The sequence below is a fragment of the Streptomyces sp. NPDC002520 genome, assembly GCF_053595235.1.
The window spans coordinates 79,634-94,992 of record NZ_JBSFXG010000017.1 but is presented as its reverse complement, the minus strand read 5'-3'; the positions used below and the strand labels follow the sequence as shown (position 1 = coordinate 94,992).

At 69.0% G+C, this 15,359-nt stretch carries 16 protein-coding genes and 1 tRNA gene; 14 read left to right on the top strand and 3 right to left on the bottom strand.

Features of this window, described 5'->3' with window-relative positions; translation table 11 throughout:
- Positions 1 to 46 precede the first annotated feature (46 nt).
- From ACWD5D_RS23845 to ACWD5D_RS23810, 8 genes are all read left to right on the top strand, one after another.
- The gene (locus tag ACWD5D_RS23845) at positions 47 to 676 is read left to right on the top strand and encodes a DUF2637 domain-containing protein (RefSeq protein WP_380881969.1); all 630 of its coding nucleotides are present in this window, start codon (positions 47 to 49) and stop codon (positions 674 to 676) included.
- 18 nt (positions 677 to 694) lie between these two features.
- Positions 695 to 886: a hypothetical protein gene (locus tag ACWD5D_RS23840; protein ID WP_451374754.1), complete on the top strand. Its 192-nt coding sequence runs from the start codon at positions 695 to 697 to the stop codon at positions 884 to 886.
- Entirely contained in the window at positions 886 to 1,077 is a 192-nt protein-coding gene (locus ACWD5D_RS23835; protein WP_451374753.1) for a mobile element transfer protein, read from the top strand. Before ACWD5D_RS23840 ends, ACWD5D_RS23835 begins: the two co-directional genes overlap by 1 nt.
- A gap of 10 nt (positions 1,078 to 1,087) precedes the next feature.
- Positions 1,088 to 1,282: a hypothetical protein gene (locus ACWD5D_RS23830; RefSeq protein ID WP_451374752.1), complete on the top strand. Its 195-nt coding sequence runs from the start codon at positions 1,088 to 1,090 to the stop codon at positions 1,280 to 1,282.
- Between the two features lie 14 nt (positions 1,283 to 1,296).
- Positions 1,297 to 1,554 (top strand): SpdD protein, encoded by a 258-nt coding sequence (locus ACWD5D_RS23825; protein WP_451374751.1) that lies wholly within the window; start codon positions 1,297 to 1,299, stop codon positions 1,552 to 1,554.
- A 127-nt stretch (positions 1,555 to 1,681) separates the two neighbouring features.
- Positions 1,682 to 3,001, top strand: a complete 1,320-nt coding sequence (locus tag ACWD5D_RS23820) for a replication initiator (protein WP_451374750.1) — start codon at positions 1,682 to 1,684, stop codon at positions 2,999 to 3,001.
- A complete protein-coding gene (locus tag ACWD5D_RS23815; RefSeq protein WP_355984844.1) occupies positions 2,977 to 3,171 on the top strand; it encodes a helix-turn-helix transcriptional regulator in 195 nt (64 codons plus the stop codon). The genes ACWD5D_RS23820 and ACWD5D_RS23815 overlap by 25 nt, the downstream gene beginning before the upstream one ends.
- Positions 3,168 to 4,541: a tyrosine-type recombinase/integrase gene (locus ACWD5D_RS23810; RefSeq protein ID WP_451374749.1), complete on the top strand. Its 1,374-nt coding sequence runs from the start codon at positions 3,168 to 3,170 to the stop codon at positions 4,539 to 4,541. Before ACWD5D_RS23815 ends, ACWD5D_RS23810 begins: the two co-directional genes overlap by 4 nt.
- A 109-nt stretch (positions 4,542 to 4,650) precedes the next feature.
- Here the strand turns inward: ACWD5D_RS23810 and ACWD5D_RS23805 are convergent, their stop codons facing one another.
- The 3 genes from ACWD5D_RS23805 to ACWD5D_RS23795 form a co-directional block, all read right to left on the bottom strand.
- The gene (locus ACWD5D_RS23805; protein WP_451374823.1) at positions 4,651 to 6,522 is read right to left on the bottom strand and encodes a pentapeptide repeat-containing protein; all 1,872 of its coding nucleotides are present in this window, start codon (positions 6,520 to 6,522) and stop codon (positions 4,651 to 4,653) included.
- Positions 6,523 to 6,741: 219 nt separating this feature from the next.
- Entirely contained in the window at positions 6,742 to 7,368 is a 627-nt protein-coding gene (locus ACWD5D_RS23800; RefSeq protein ID WP_451374748.1) for a hypothetical protein, read from the bottom strand.
- A 309-nt stretch (positions 7,369 to 7,677) separates the two neighbouring features.
- Positions 7,678 to 7,749, bottom strand: a tRNA-Arg gene (locus ACWD5D_RS23795).
- Between the two features lie 168 nt (positions 7,750 to 7,917).
- On the opposite strand from ACWD5D_RS23795, the gene ACWD5D_RS23790 reads away from it, so the two are divergent.
- From ACWD5D_RS23790 to thrB, 6 genes are all read left to right on the top strand, one after another.
- A complete protein-coding gene (locus ACWD5D_RS23790) occupies positions 7,918 to 8,514 on the top strand; it encodes a response regulator (RefSeq protein WP_451374747.1) in 597 nt (198 codons plus the stop codon).
- A 202-nt stretch (positions 8,515 to 8,716) separates the two neighbouring features.
- A complete protein-coding gene (gene nrtL, locus ACWD5D_RS23785) occupies positions 8,717 to 9,856 on the top strand; it encodes an ArgS-related anticodon-binding protein NrtL (RefSeq protein ID WP_451374746.1) in 1,140 nt (379 codons plus the stop codon).
- A gap of 61 nt (positions 9,857 to 9,917) precedes the next feature.
- Positions 9,918 to 11,309: a diaminopimelate decarboxylase gene (gene lysA, locus ACWD5D_RS23780; RefSeq protein WP_451374745.1), complete on the top strand. Its 1,392-nt coding sequence runs from the start codon at positions 9,918 to 9,920 to the stop codon at positions 11,307 to 11,309.
- A 153-nt stretch (positions 11,310 to 11,462) separates the two neighbouring features.
- The gene (locus tag ACWD5D_RS23775; RefSeq protein WP_451374744.1) at positions 11,463 to 12,755 is read left to right on the top strand and encodes a homoserine dehydrogenase; all 1,293 of its coding nucleotides are present in this window, start codon (positions 11,463 to 11,465) and stop codon (positions 12,753 to 12,755) included.
- 6 nt (positions 12,756 to 12,761) lie between these two features.
- Positions 12,762 to 13,820, top strand: coding sequence for a threonine synthase (gene thrC / locus ACWD5D_RS23770; protein ID WP_451374743.1), 1,059 nt, complete (start codon positions 12,762 to 12,764; stop codon positions 13,818 to 13,820).
- A gap of 305 nt (positions 13,821 to 14,125) precedes the next feature.
- Positions 14,126 to 15,055, top strand: a complete 930-nt coding sequence (thrB, locus tag ACWD5D_RS23765; RefSeq protein ID WP_451374742.1) for a homoserine kinase — start codon at positions 14,126 to 14,128, stop codon at positions 15,053 to 15,055.
- Positions 15,056 to 15,359 lie beyond the last annotated feature (304 nt).

Here is a 15,359-nt window from a genome sequence, read left to right as displayed (position 1 = left end):
GCCAAGTCCCTACCCCTCCATGCCTGGAATTGGAAGGAGTCGCGCCGTGCGTGCCCTGTCCGTCCGCCTCGACGCCGTGCTCGTCCAAGCGGTAATCGCCGCCGCGCTGTCCTTTGCCCACCTGCACGATCTGGCCTCGGCCGCCGGACAGCACGGATGGAAGGCATGGGCCTACCCGGTCTCCGTCGACCTGCTTCTCGTGGCTGCCTGGCGGCGGCTCCGGTGCGGTGGGGCGAAAGCGGCCGGCTGGTGCTGGTTCCTCGTCGCCCTGACCGCCTCGCTCGGCGCCAATGTCTCCACGGCTGGGCTGCTCGACCTGGGCGCCGTACCGGCCTGGCTGCGCATCCTCGTAGCCGGATGGCCCGCGGTCGCCTTCCTTGGCGGAACGCTGCTCGCTCACGGTGCAACCTCCGTCACCCGGGCGGAGGGGCGCGAGTCGGCCCCGGATCCCATGGCACCAGAAGCCTCCGCCTCTGCCCCTCAATTGCCCGCTGCAGAGCCGGAACCGGCTCCGCCCCCCGCTTCTGCCGTTCCGCCAGCGCTCATCACACTCGCGCGCAAGGTCGCCGACGAACACCGGGCCCGGACCGGAACGCCGATCGACATCTCAACCCTTCGAGCCCGGCTCGGCGTTCCGCTGCCGCTGGCCGAAGCCATCGCCACCCAACTCACCTGACCCGGAGGACTCTCCACCGTGCGCCCGTCCACGCTCCGCGCGCTGCAACGCGCCGCCGAGCTGACCCGACAGAACCGCCTCACCGAAGCCGTGCTCATCGCCGAACCGGTGATCCGCGCCGCCGACAGCTACGAGGGCGACGAGATCTTGCGCTGGCTGGCCGAGCACGCCACCGACTTCACCGGCGTAAACCCGAAGGAGACCCGCTGATGACTGCCAATCGCCGCTTCCGCAACGTCACCCGAGTAGGGCCTGTCCAGGTCGCCACCTACTACGACGGTCGAGGCCGCGAGAAGCACACCGCAGCCTGCACGGCTCCTCGCTGCGGCTTCGCCACTGACTACGACAGCCGTGCCGCCGCCGAGCTGGCCGCCCGGACCCACCGCTGCGCCGTCCGCTGAGGGGGCTCCCGTGACGATCTCACTGCCGCTCGTCTTCGTCCTGGGCGTCATCACCTGGGCCGCGATCAAGTTTCTCGGTGTCCGGCTCTGGGTCGCCGTCGCGATCGCGCTGTTCGGCTTCTGGCTCTCGCACACCTTCCTCGCCCCCGCCATCGAGTCCGGCACTCGCTCCGGTGTCGGCGTCGTCGACAGCACCCACAAGTGACAAGGAGGTACGCCGTGCTCCGCCCCAAGCTGCCCGACATCCCGCCCCTGCCGACGACCGCCATCGCGCCTCAGCCGACGCAGGTTCCGCCCTCCTCGGCCGGCCGCTCGGCCACCCCGTTCGTGAGCGTCGGTGTCGGCGCGGTCGCCGCCGTGGTCGTCGTCGGAATCGTGCTCACCGCACTCCTGGCGGCAGTCGCTGTCTCGGCCGTGTCCGTGGCCATCGCCGCCGTGGTCCTGCGCTCCCTCATCAGCAGCGCCGACAAGCGCTGACCGGCCGCCGAGGCGGCAACAAGCCGCCAAGCCTTCCGCCGCCCCGGGGCCGTCCCTCCCAACCGTCGGAACAGCCGAAAGGAACTCCATCATCTCCCGGCAGACTCCGCCGCTGGCGGAACTCTCCATGCTGGCATCCCTCGGCACCATGCCCGAACTGGCCCGCCAACTGTCCGGACTGGGTGGCTGTACCCGCCCGGTACGCCTCGACGGCCACCGCACCGAACATGCGGTGGACCAGACGACCGGCGAAATCGGCCGCGTCCTGCACCATCTGGACTCGTCGAATCTTCCTGCCGGCCAGCTCCTCGTCCGCTGCAACAACCGCCGCGCCACCCGATGCGCGGCCTGCGCCGAGACCTACCGCCGCGACACCTACCACCTGATCACCGCCGGACTCCGAGGCGGCAAGGGCATTCCGGAACGCGTCGCCACACACCCGCGCGTCTTCGCCACCTTCACCGCTCCCGGCTTCGGCGCGGTCCACAACCGGCGCTCCGACGGTCGAAATTGCCGTTGCGGCGTCCAGCACGAGGAAGGTGACGCAGTCGTGGGGACGCCCCTCGACCTGGAGACCTACGACTACGAAGCGGCCGTGCTGTGGAACGCGCACGCAGGGGCGCTCTGGCGGCGGTTCTCGATCTACCTCCGCCGGGAGGTCGCCAAGCGGGCCGGCCTCACTCAGCGGGCGTTCCGAGACCACGCCCGGGTCTCCTTCGCGAAGGTGGCTGAATACCAGAAGCGGGGTGCCGTCCACTTCCACGCCGTGATCCGCATCGACGGCCCGGAGGGCGGCGAATGTCCGCCTCCCGCTTGGGCCACAGCCGAGCTGCTGACCGATGCCGTCCGGGCCGCTGCCACCACGGCGCGAGTCGATGGACCGGTGATCGGCGAACGGGCTCACGCCTTTGGGTTCGGTCGTCAGCTCGACGTCCGCACCATCCGCTCCGCTGACTTCGACGGCGGCCAGGAGCTGACCGAGCGAGCTGTAGCGGCGTATATCGCCAAGTACGCCACCAAGGGCGCCGAAACTGCCACAGGCACCCTGGACCGGCCCATCAAGTTCCTCGCCGAGCTGACCCAAGCACGGATCACGGAACACGCACGGCGCATGATCCGCACTGCCTGGTTCCTGGGCGCACGCCCCGAGCTGGCAGACCTCCGCCTGCGGGCCTGGGCTCACATGCTCGGCTTCCGCGGCCACTTCTCCACCAAGTCACGCCGTTACTCGACCACCCTGGGCGCGCTCCGTGACGCCCGTGCCGACTGGCGCCGGGCTCAGGTGGTTCCGCCCGTACCGCAGGACGGCGAGACCACGCTCGTCCTCGCTCACTGGGTCTTCGCCGGCACCGGCCTGTCCCGCGCCGAAGCCTGGCTTGCTGCATCCCTCGAACCCGCTCCCGGAACGGAAGGAGAGCCGACATGGACAGCCGCCGCGACGAGCTGATGACCGTTCGCCAAGTCCTGAACGAGCTGGGCGGTGTTTCCCGCCGAACGTTCTACCGCTGGCGTGAGTTGGGACAGGGGCCGGCCGCATTCAAGCTCCCCAATGGTGAGCTGCGAGTGTGGCGTAGCGATTTCGCCTCGTGGCTCCGGCAGCTGGAGGAGGCGGCGTGAAGTCTCTCGACGTCAAGGTCTGGGGCGTACGTAAGCGGGACACCAAGACGCCCTCCTACGGAGTGCGCTGGTCTGTTGCGGGCAACGTCTTCTCGGACTCGTTCCGTACCAAGGCGCTCGCTGATCACTACCGAGCGAAACTCATGAGTGCCATGCGGGGTGGCGAAGAATTCGACACGGAGACTGGTCTTCCGGCTTCGATGGACCAGAAGAAGTCGCCGTTGTCCTGGTACGACTTCGCCCTCAGGTACCTGGCGATGAAGTGGCCCCACGCTGCGCCCAATACGCGCGACGGCATCAACGAATCTCTTACGAGCGTGACTATGGAACTTCTCCTGGAGCGGCCAGGGCGGCCGTCCGACGAGGAGATCCGCAAGGTCTTACGCAACTGGGCCTTCGTGCTGCCGGGGCCCAAAGACCGGGAGGTGCCAGATAACGTCCGGAACGTTCTGCACTGGGTGGCAAAGGCATGTCGGCCGCTTGCGGATCTCGCCGAACCGGCAACGGCCCGTGCTGTGCTCGACGGGCTGAAGCTGAAGCTCGACGGCACTGCGGCAGCGGCCGAGACAGTGCGGCGGAAGCGGCGAACCCTCGTCAACGCTGCGAACTACGCGGTTGACCTGGGGGAGCTCCGTGAGAATCCGATCACGGCGGTTCGCTGGCAAAAGCCCAAAGTCTCGAACCAGGTCGATCCGCGCGTTGTCGCCAACCCGGAGCAGGCACGCAACCTTCTGGCGGCGGTGTCCTACGTGGGCGGCTACCGGCGTGCTCGCGGTCGGCGCCTCGTCGGGCTGTTCGCGGCTATGTACTTCGGCGGCCTCCGGCCCGCTGAGGCGGTCGGCCTGGTCGAAACTGACCTTGTCCTCCCGGAGCAGGGCTGGGGATCGGCGCTGCTCCACCGGACCCGTCCTTCGGTCGGCAAGCGATGGACGGACTCGGGGGAGACCCACGACGACCGCGGGCTCAAGAACCGGCCGACTGAGGACGTTCGGCGCGTGCCTATGCCGCCCCAGCTCGTCGCCGTGCTGCGCGAGCACCTGGCGACGTTCGGCACGGCGCAGGACGGGCGGCTCTTCTTCAGTGAGAAAGGTTCGGTTGTCCCGTCCTCGACCTACTACCGCGTGTGGCAGGAGGCTCGTCTCCTGGCGCTTCCGCCGACGGTCGCGGCCTCGCCGCTCGCGAGTAGGCCGTACGATCTTCGGCACTCGGCGCTGTCGACGTGGCTCAATGCGGGCGTGGACCCCACCGAGGTTGCCGAGCGCGCCGGTAACAGCGTTGAGGTCTTGCTGACCCGCTACGCGAAGTGCCTCGACGGACGGCAGGACGTCGCCAACCGGCGTATCGAGGATCTGCTGCGCGAGTACGAGTGAGACTCGCTGCACCCCACCGAGGCCCCGGGCAACTTGTCCGGGGCCTCTTTCATCTCTGTGAACACGGGGGACATCACGGTCCTGGTCGCCGTGTCTCGCGACGAGGGGGTCAGCGCTTGACGCGGTTGCGGACGGCGAGGACCGCGAGGCCCAGAAGGACGGGCTCGGCTAGGCGAGAGGTCATCTCGATGTAGGTGCCGGCGGTGGTTAGGTCCTGGTCGGCGGAGCGGAAGACCACCGAGTTGAGCGTAACGTTCAGGGCCTTCTCGAAACGCTCGCCGGTGAAACGGTTCCCCGTGGGGTTGCGCGGTTCGTCCTTGTCGATCTCGAATGTGATCGTGCCTCCGCCGGTGGGGACGGTGCCGGTCGCTTCCTGCTTCGGGGCGTCCTTGGGGAGGCCGAAGCTCATGAGGAGCACGATGGTGACGAGCATGGCGGCGGCGAGCCAGCCCAGGGCCCGGGATGCGCGCATACCGTAGCCAGACAGTGCCCAGTAAGCGGTCAGAAGGCTTCGCTCGCTTCGGGGGATGTCGTCGGCGTGGCGGCGCATCTCCATCTCCCCGTAATAGAAGTCGGCGGCCCCAGGTTCATGCTTGCCATCCTCGAACGCTTTGCGCAGCGCGCGGTACACCGGCGCCAGTTGCAACGGCCCGACGTGCTCGGCGCCGAACACTGCTACGTTCCAGCCCCGGACGGCCGATGGCTCGCTCGCGCGCCAGTGGTGTTCTTCGGCGAGGGTGCGGCGCTGGGTGAACCGTACGGGGCGCCAGCCCCGCCAATGCACTGCGGGCGGGACCGTGTCGAAGATGCAGGCGCCCTCCAGTCGCAGCTGGTCCAGGTGCACGGTTCCGGTGAACAGGCACCCCGATAGGTCTACGTCGGCAAGGACCAGGTGAGCTGCGTCCACCCCGCGCAACGAGGCCATCCGCACCGCGGCGTCGGGCGCATCGTCAAGAACCCGTTCGTCCACCGGCTGCCCGTCGGGGAGTACGAAGGGGGTGGCCGCCGCGGCGATCGTGAGGGGGTATTCGAAGACAGCGTGGGCGAAGTCCACTGTGGCGTAGCGCAGACGCAACTCGGCCGTTGATGTCCAGCGGGTTCGCAAGCACTCCAGCCGGCGCGCGGCGAACGAGAGGCTCGCTGGGCCGCTGAACGTCGCCTCGGAGAGCACAAACCGCCCGGCGCACACCAAAGGGCCGAGGGTGACCAACCGCTCGAAGGTCGCCTCATCGAACCTAGCGTCGCTCTCGAAAATTGCCGACCTGAAGCGGACGGCACCCTGAAATGTTGCGTACCCGAATGAGGCGTGACCCTTGAAGGTCACCTGCCCGAACTGGCCGGTTCCCTGGAAGGCAGCCCGCACAAAAGAGACGTCCTGGAAGCTCGCGGAGTCGAACCGGGCGAGGTGCTTGAAGGTCGCCGAGTCGAACTTGGTGATGCCCTGAAAGGTCGCCGAGTCGAACCACGCGAGGTCGTGGAAGGTCGCCGATCTGAACCCGGCGTAGCCCTGGAAGCTTGCCGAGTTGAAGTGGGCGTAGCCCTGGAAGTTCGCTGACTCGAAGCGAGCGAGGCCCAGGAAGGTCGCCGAGTCGAACCACGCAAGGCCCTGGAAGGTCGCCGAGTCGAACCACGCGTGGCCCTCGAAGGTCGCGCCTACGAAGTGGGCGTCGTCTTGGAAGGTCGCTGAGTCGAACCGGGCTTCGCCGATGCGGGGGTGTCCGGTGGTGGGATCGAGGAGGGCCGCGAGGAGGGCACCAAGAAGGGAATCGGTGAAGGAGGTACCGCGATGGTCGATGTCGGCGCCAGGTATCAGGCCGTCCAGATAGGTGTCGCGGTCGGCGTCGGCCAGATGGGCGAGGCATGAGGTGTGACCAGGGGCGTGAATCCCGCGGCAGCCGACAGTGTCCTCCGCGGTAGTGCCGTGGCCACAGTGCGGCCAGCCAGGCGGGGTCGGGGGCGGTTCAGGGCTCGGGTGTGGCATACCTGAAGGACGATCGAGCACGGTCGATGGTTGCCGCGCTCGCATCCGACACGGCCAGCACGGAAATCTTCGCTGCGGCACTGAAGGACGTATTGAAATGAATCGTGCGCTACTGAAATCGTTCGCGCGTTTCGACAAGCGTGTTCAGCATCAATGCGAAGCACCACGATAAGCGGGCCGTATGGGGTCGACGATGAGCCTCGTCGTTTACCGGGCCTGTCAAACAGGCCTGGTGGCCTGTTCGGAGGCGAGTAGCCGCTCGAGACTCCTGCGTTCTGTGTCAAGCACAGTGAGCATCCGCGTACGGGTGCGCTCGAAGTCGGGCTCGACCTCGACGCCGAGGTCATGGCGCAGGGTGACCCGCAGTAGATACACCCCGTCGGACAGGGCGCCACTGAACCAGTCTCTGGCCCGGCTGTACGCCTCGACTCGGTTAGGGGCGCTCGGCAACTGCTTTACGACGGAGTACCCGACTCCGAGCGCCCTGTTGAGGGACGAGGCGATTTCGTGGACATCCTTCGGGAGTGCCATCTGTGCCAATGAGTATTGCTCTGCCCAGGCTTCCTTCGCGGCATCGAGGACTGCTGGTTCGACGCTTTCGCCGCGCTCGGCTGCTCGGATCGCGTCTCGGGCAGCGACCCGGTAAGCGCGAGCCGTGGTGTTCAGGCGGGCGTAGAGATCCCGTCTGGCTTCCTGCGCTCGGTCGTGACGGTCCTCCGCTCGTTCACGATCCGCGCGCTGGTTCTGCTCCCGGGTGACGCGCTGGCTGAGCAGTGCTCCACCCAGAGTTCCGCCCAACGTTCCTCCGACGCCGATGAGCGCAACTGCAAGCGTGGTCGCGTCCACGAGATCCCCCACCTCGTCCGATTGACTGTCCGCCGCCCCGCGGCGGTCGAAGACGGCGCGGCAGCACCAAGCAACGCTCAGGCTTCCCATCCTCGGCGCCATCCAATACCGGGATGACGATAACGAGGGGCGCAGCTGCTCGGCTTCGATGTGCGGCATCACCTGCGGGAATGTCTCAAGATCCCGTCCACGCCTCGTCCACAGACCCCGACATAAGCCCGCGCCGGGCCGCACATGCCTGCACATACGCGAAGACCCCGGCCTCAGCGTTTCCGCTGGTGACGGGGTCTTTGGGCACTTCAAACAGGGTGCCCCCGGCAGGATTCGAACCTGCGCACACGGCTCCGGAGGCCGTTGCTCTATCCCCTGAGCTACGGGGGCGTGTCGGGCGCTGAGCTGTTGCTTGCGGCGACGGGTAGAACCCTAGCAGGTCTACCGGGGTGATCAGGAACGCGTTTTGTGGGGTGGGGGAGGGGCGGGGTTCCGGGAAGGGAGGGGGTGGGTCGCGCGGAGGGGTTGGAAGTGGGGAAAAGCCGGACGCGGTGGCTGGTGCGGACCTACTCTCGAGTTGTGCCGGGCGCGTCGGGTCGGGTGCTTGTTGTGGACGACAACAAGGTCATCCGGCAGCTGATCAGGGTCAACCTTGAGCTGGAAGGGCTCGAGGTCGTGACCGCGGCCGATGGTGCCGAGTGTCTGGACGTGGTGCATCAGGTGCGGCCCGATGTGGTGACCCTCGATGTCGTGATGCCGCGCCTCGACGGGCTGCGGACCGCCGCTCGGCTCCGGGCCGATCCGCGGACGCGTGATCTTCCCCTCGCGATCATCAGTGCCTGTACGCAGTACGAGGTCGAGAGCGGCCTCGACGTCGGCGTCGACGCCTTCCTCGCCAAACCCTTCGAGCCGGCCGAACTCGTCTGCCTCGTCAAGAGTCTGATGCAGCGTCGGAGCGGCTCGGACCTCGGTCTCGGTCTCGGTCTCGGTGTCAGTCTCAGCACGGACGGCGAGGTCGGGGACGGTGGCGGGGATGGGGATGGGGATGACGGTGAAGAGGGTGGGGATGGTGACGGGGCGAGTGGCAGTAGTGGGGACGGGGGCAGTCGTGGTGTGAGTGGTGGGGTTGCTGGTGGGGTGGCCTTCGGGGGATAGCACGCCGGGACAGGCCGCCGAGCCGAGTCCCCCAGGGGGCTGTGCGTGGTCGGTGATTGCTCCGGTACGGCCCCGTCCGTGGTCAGTGAATGCTCCAGCACAGCCCCGTCAGTGCCGGCCACCCCCCGCCTCCGCGTAAACCACGCCCCCTCGACATAAACCACGTCGCCTACCCACCCCCCTCCTCCCCTACGCTTGTCCCGTGACACCCGTTGAACTCTCCCGCACCGTGCTGCACGCGGTGCGTCGTGCCGTGGACGGCGGGGAGCTGAACGTGACCGTTCCGGAGCTGGTCGTGGTGACCGAGCCGGGGCCCGGGGGGTGCGGGGACTTCGCGACCAATGTCGCGCTGCAGCTGGCGCGGCCGGCCGGGATGCCGCCGCGGCGCGTGGCCGAGATTCTGCGGCCGTATCTGGTCGAGGCCGAGGGGATCCAGGACGTCGTCGTCACCGGTCCGGGGTTTTTGAACATCAGCCTCAGTGAGCGGGGCGATCTCGCCGTCGGCGTCGTGCGGGAGATCCGGGAGCGTGGTGCCGGGTACGGGCACAGCGACGCGCTCGCCGGGGAGGTCGTCGTGCTGCGCGTGCCGTACGAGGTGCGTGCCGAGGTCGTCGCCGACGCCGTGGCCAGGATCGTCGCGACCCAGGGCGGGCGCGTCGAGATCGAGCATGGGGAGCCCGTCAATCTGCGGCCCGTTCCGGCGCCGGAGGACCCCGCGCCGCTCGGTGCCGATGCCGCCCAGTGGGCGCTGCTGCACCCCGCCGCGCACGACCGGCCACGGATCACCGCCGACCATCTCGTGCAGCGGGAGAGCAATCCGCTGTTCCGGGTGCGGTACGCCCACGCCCGTACCCGAGCCCTCACCCGCAACGCTGCCCGCCTCGGCTTCGCTGCCGAGCCCGGGGACCTGTCCGAGCTGTCCCACGGCGCCGTTCCGGGTACGGCACCGGCCGAGCGGACCGACACCGCGCACCCCGACACCGCTCACCCCGACACCGCTCACCTCGGCTCCGTCCACGCCGCCTTCCCGAGCGCGTCCACTTCCCGAGGCGTCCCCCAAGTCACCCCCCAAATCACCCCCCTCCTCACCACCCTCACCGCCCTCACCGCCCACCCCCGTACGCTCACCGCGGCCGCCACCCACCGTGCCCCGGACCGGCTCGCCCGGCATCTGGTCACCCTCGCCGATGCCGTTCTGCCGTTGCTGCCCTTCGTGCTGCCGTGCGGCGAGGAGAAACCCTCGGCCGCCCACCGGGCCCGGCTGGCTCTTGCCGAAGCCGCCGGGACGGTGCTGGCCGGTGGCCTTTCCCTGCTCGGCATCGACGCACCCGAACACCTCTGACGGCCGTAAGAAGGACACCCATGGGCCCCGGAGAGACACAGAGAGTCTGAGAGTCAACGTCATGAGCCGTTCCGCGCACCCCGCCGGGCCCCGTCACGCCGACGTCCTTCCCGAGGGGCACTATTCGGCCCCGCCCGCGGACCTCAACGCCCTCGATCCCAAGGTGTGGGCGCAGACCGTCGTACGGGACGACGAAGGTGTGGTCACCGTGGGCGGGATTCCCGCCACCCGGCTCGCCGAGGAGTTCGGCACGCCCGCCTACATTCTCGACGAGGCCGACTTCCGGGCCCGGGCGCGCGCCTGGCGCAACGCCTTCGGAGCCGACGCCGACGTCTTCTACGCCGGGAAGGCCTTCCTGTCGCGTGCCGTCGTGCGCTGGCTGTACGAGGAGGGGCTGAACCTCGACGTGTGCAGCGGCGGCGAGCTGGCCACGGCCCTGTCCGCCGGCATGCCCGCCGAGCGCATCGCCTTCCACGGCAACAACAAGTCCCCGGCGGAGATCACCCGGGCCGTCGAGGCCGGTGTCGGGCGCATCGTCCTCGACTCGTTCCAGGAGATCGTGCGCGTCGCCCACGTCGCGCAGGATCTCGGGAAGCGGCAGAAGGTCCAGATCCGGATCACCGTCGGGGTGGAGGCTCATACGCATGAGTTCATCGCGACCGCCCACGAGGATCAGAAGTTCGGGATTCCGCTGGCGGGTGGGCAGGCTGCCGAGGCTGTGCGGCGGGCGCTGATGCTGGACGGGCTCGAGCTGATCGGGATCCACTCCCACATCGGGTCGCAGATCTTCGACATGTCCGGGTTCGAGGTCGCCGCGCACCGCGTCGTGGGGCTGCTCAGGGACATCCGTGACGAGCACGGGGTCGAGCTGCCCGAGATCGACCTCGGGGGCGGGCTCGGGATCGCGTACACGAGCGACGACGACCCCCGTGAGCCGCACGAGATCGCCAAGGCGCTCACCGAGATCGTCACACGCGAGTGCGAGGCCGCCCGGCTGCGCACGCCCCGGATCTCCGTCGAGCCAGGGCGCGCGATCGTCGGTCCCACCGCGTTCACGGTGTACGAGGTCGGCACCATCAAGCCGCTCGACGGGCTGCGTACGTACGTCTCCGTCGACGGCGGGATGTCCGACAACATCCGCACCGCGCTGTACGACGCCGAGTACAGCGTCGCCCTCGTGTCGCGGACCTCCGCCGCCGAGCCCATGCTCGCGCGTGTCGTCGGGAAGCACTGCGAGAGCGGGGACATCGTGGTCAAGGACGCGTTCCTGCCGGCCGACCTGGCGCCGGGCGACCTGATCGCCGTACCCGCCACGGGTGCCTACTGCCGCTCGATGGCCAGCAACTACAACCATGTGCTGCGGCCGCCGGTCGTCGCGGTGAAGGACGGCAGGGCCAAGGTGATCGTCCGGCGCGAGACGGAGGAGGACCTCCTGCGTCTCGACGTCGGCTGAATCGGCTCCGTCACGTACCGGGGGCCGGAAGTTCTCCGGTCGGAGCCGTCCGGCAAGATGAAATAGATGTCTCAGGATCCGGACGAAGGGGAGAAACCTCCGTCCGGTGAGTGAGACTGGTCCAACCATAGAAGTAGAAGGAAACGAGGTCGGATGATGCGTACGCGTCCGCTGAAGGTGGCGCTGCTGGGCTGTGGAGTGGTCGGCTCAGAGGTGGCGCGCATCATGACGACGCACGCCGACGACCTCGCCCAGAGGATCGGGGCCCCCGTGGAGCTCACGGGTGTCGCCGTACGACGCCCCTCCAAGGTGCGCGAGGGCATCGACCCGGCGCTCGTCACCACCGACGCCACCGCCCTCGTCAAACGCGGGGACATCGACGTGGTGGTCGAGGTCATCGGCGGTATCGAGCCGGCCCGGACCCTCATCACCACCGCCTTCGAGCACGGCGCCTCCGTCGTGTCGGCCAACAAGGCGCTGCTCGCCCAGGACGGTGCCGCGCTGCACGCCGCCGCCGGCGAGCACGGCAAGGACCTGTACTACGAGGCCGCCGTGGCCGGTGCGATCCCGCTGATCAGGCCGCTGCGCGAGTCCCTCGCCGGCGACAAGATCAACCGGGTGATGGGGATCGTCAACGGCACGACCAACTTCATCCTCGACAAGATGGACTCCACGGGGGCGGGGTACCAGGAGGCGCTCGACGAGGCCACCGCCCTGGGATACGCCGAGGCCGACCCCACCGCCGACGTCGAGGGCTTCGACGCCGCCGCCAAGGCCGCCATCCTCGCCGGAATCGCCTTCCACACGCGCGTGCGCCTCGACGACGTCTACCGCGAGGGCATGACCGAGGTCACCGCCGCCGACTTCCGCTCGGCGAAGGAGATGGGCTGCACCATCAAGCTGCTCGCCATCTGCGAGCGGTCCGCCGACGGCGGCTCCGTCACCGCGCGCGTGCACCCCGCGATGATTCCGCTGACCCACCCGCTCGCCTCCGTGCGCGGCGCGTACAACGCCGTCTTCGTCGAGTCCGACGCGGCCGGTCAGCTCATGTTCTACGGCCCCGGCGCCGGCGGTTCCCCGACGGCGTCCGCCGTGCTCGGCGACCTCGTCGCCGTCTGCCGCAACCGGCTCAGCGGCTCGACCGGGCCGGGCGAGTCGGCGTACGCGGCCCTGACCGTCTCCCCGATGGGCGACGTCGTCACGCGCTACCACATCAGCCTCGACGTCGCGGACAAACCGGGTGTCCTCGCCCAGGTCGCCACGGTTTTCGCCGAGCACGGGGTTTCGATCGATACGGTTCGCCAACAGGGCAAGGACGGCGAGGCCTCCCTCGTCGTCGTCACCCACCGTGCCTCCGACGCCTCCCTCTCCGGGACCGTCGAGGCACTGCGCAAGCTCGACACCGTGCGGGGTGTCGCCAGCATCATGCGGGTTGAAGGAGAGTAAGCAGCAATGACCCACCAGTGGCGCGGAATCATCGAGGAGTACCGGGACAGGCTGCCCGTCTCCGACACGACGCCGGTCGTGACGCTCCGCGAGGGCGGTACGCCCCTCGTGCCCGCGCAGGTGCTCTCCGAGCGCACGGGCTGTGAGGTCCACCTGAAGGTGGAGGGGGCCAACCCCACCGGCTCCTTCAAGGACCGGGGCATGACCATGGCCATCTCCAAGGCCAAGGAGGAGGGGGCCAAGGCGGTCATCTGCGCCTCCACCGGCAACACCTCCGCCTCCGCCGCCGCGTACGCGGTGCGCGCGGGCATGGTCTCCGCCGTGCTCGTGCCGCAGGGCAAGATCGCCCTCGGCAAGATGGGCCAGGCCCTCGTGCACGGCGCGAAGATCCTCCAGGTCGACGGAAACTTCGACGACTGCCTCACGCTCGCGCGTGCCTTGAGCGAGAACTACCCGGTGGCGCTGGTCAATTCGGTCAACCCGGTGCGTATCGAGGGCCAGAAGACGGCCGCTTTCGAGATCGTGGACATGCTCGGCGACGCGCCCGACATCCACGTCCTGCCGGTCGGCAACGCGGGCAACATCACGGCCTACTGGAGGGGCTACAAGGAGTACGCCGCCGACGGCATCTCCACCCGGACCCCGCGCATGTGGGGCTTCCAGGCCTCCGGCAGTGCCCCGATCGTGCGCGGCGAGATCGTCAAGGACCCCTCGACCATCGCCACCGCCATCCGCATCGGCAACCCCGCGTCCTGGCAGTACGCGCTCGCCGCGCGGGACGAGTCCGGCGGTGCCATCGACGAGGTGACGGACCGTGAGATCCTGCGCGCCTACCGGCTGTTGGCCGCGCAGGAGGGCGTCTTCGTGGAGCCCGCCTCCGCCGCGTCCGTGGCCGGTCTGCTCAAGGCCGCCGAGCAGGGCAAGGTCGACCCGGGCCAGAAGATCGTGTGCACCGTCACCGGCAACGGTCTGAAGGACCCCGACTGGGCCGTCGCCGGCGCCCCGCAGCCGGTCACCGTCCCGGTCGACGCGGCCACCGCGGCCGAGCGCCTCGGCCTGGCCTGAGCAGGGCCGATCCGCGGCGGCCGCACAGGGCCGACTTCCCGGCTCCCGGCCAGGGGCGAATCCCTGACAGGGTGCACAGGGGGCTTGCGACACGCATCGTGCGCCTCCTGTGCGCCCTATGTCGCCGCACAACCTTCCTTCGATAGGCTGTACTGAACCCGCCCACCGCATATGCCCTCGCGTGTGGCACGGCGCCGCGCCGTCTCCGCGGCCCGACGGGTCTTCGTACGTCATCGAATGTCCACATCGAAATGTCCGTCGAGTGTCATTCGGCAGTCACGCAGCTCAAGGAGAGTCTTCGAGCGATGGCCGGTCCAGCGTTCCGCGCCGCCGCCGTCCGGGTGCGCGTTCCCGCCACCAGCGCCAATCTCGGTCCGGGCTTCGACGCCCTGGGCCTCGCGCTGGGGCTGTACGACGACGTCGTCGTCCGGGTGGCCGACTCCGGGCTGCACATCGACATCGCGGGTGAGGGCAGCGAGAGCCTCCCTCGTGACGAGAGCCACCTCCTCGTCCGTTCGCTGCGCACCGCCTTCGATCTGCTGGGCGGCCAGCCCCGCGGCCTGGAGATCGTCTGCGCCAACCGCATCCCGCACGGCCGCGGCCTGGGGTCCTCCTCCGCCGCCATCTGCGCCGGCATCGTCGCCGCGCGCGCGGTGACCATAGGCGGCGAGGCCCGCCTCGACGACGCCGCCCTGCTGGAACTCGCCACCGAGATCGAGGGCCACCCGGACAACGTGGCCCCGTGTCTGCTCGGCGGCTTCACCATCGCCTGGATGGAGGCCGGCGCCGCCCGCGCGATCAGGCTGGAGCCGAACGATTCCATCGTTCCGGTGGTTTTCGTCCCCGGAAAGCCGGTCCTCACCGCAACCGCACGAGGTCTCCTCCCGCGCACCGTGCCGCACGTCGACGCCGCCGCGAACGCGGGCCGTGCCGCCCTGCTCGTCGAGGCCCTCACCCGGCGCCCCGAGCTGCTGCTGCCCGCCACCGAGGACCGTCTGCACCAGGAGTACCGCGCCCCGGCCATGCCGGACAGCGCCGCACTGGTGGAGCGGCTGCGCGCCGACGGCGTCCCGGCCGTCATCTCCGGCGCAGGACCGACCGTCATGGCCCTGGCCGACGCCGACACCGCGGACAAGGTGCAAGCCCTGGCCGGTCCCGAATGGGCCGCCAACCGGCTGAACCTCGACGTCCAGGGAGCGAGCGTGCTGCCGCTTGCGCCCTCCGGTCTGAATTAACTGCGTACGGTTGCCGGATTTGGAGAGGGGGAATGTTTGTTGGATCCGGTAGTGTTAACCTCAAGTCTGCACCCGACCCCACCATGGCGAGGTGCCTCGTGTCCCCGTCCGGGACAGACATTCTTCCGGGAGTCTCCCAAGCCACTTCGTGTTCCGTGCGCCGTACCTGGGCAGTACGTCGTACGCGGGCATTGAGCGGATCGCCGGGCACACTCCGGAATCGGTGCTACCACGCCACGTGACACTGGATGTCACGCTCGCGGAAGCGCCATCACCAGCAAATTCTCTTCCGCCGCATTGGGCG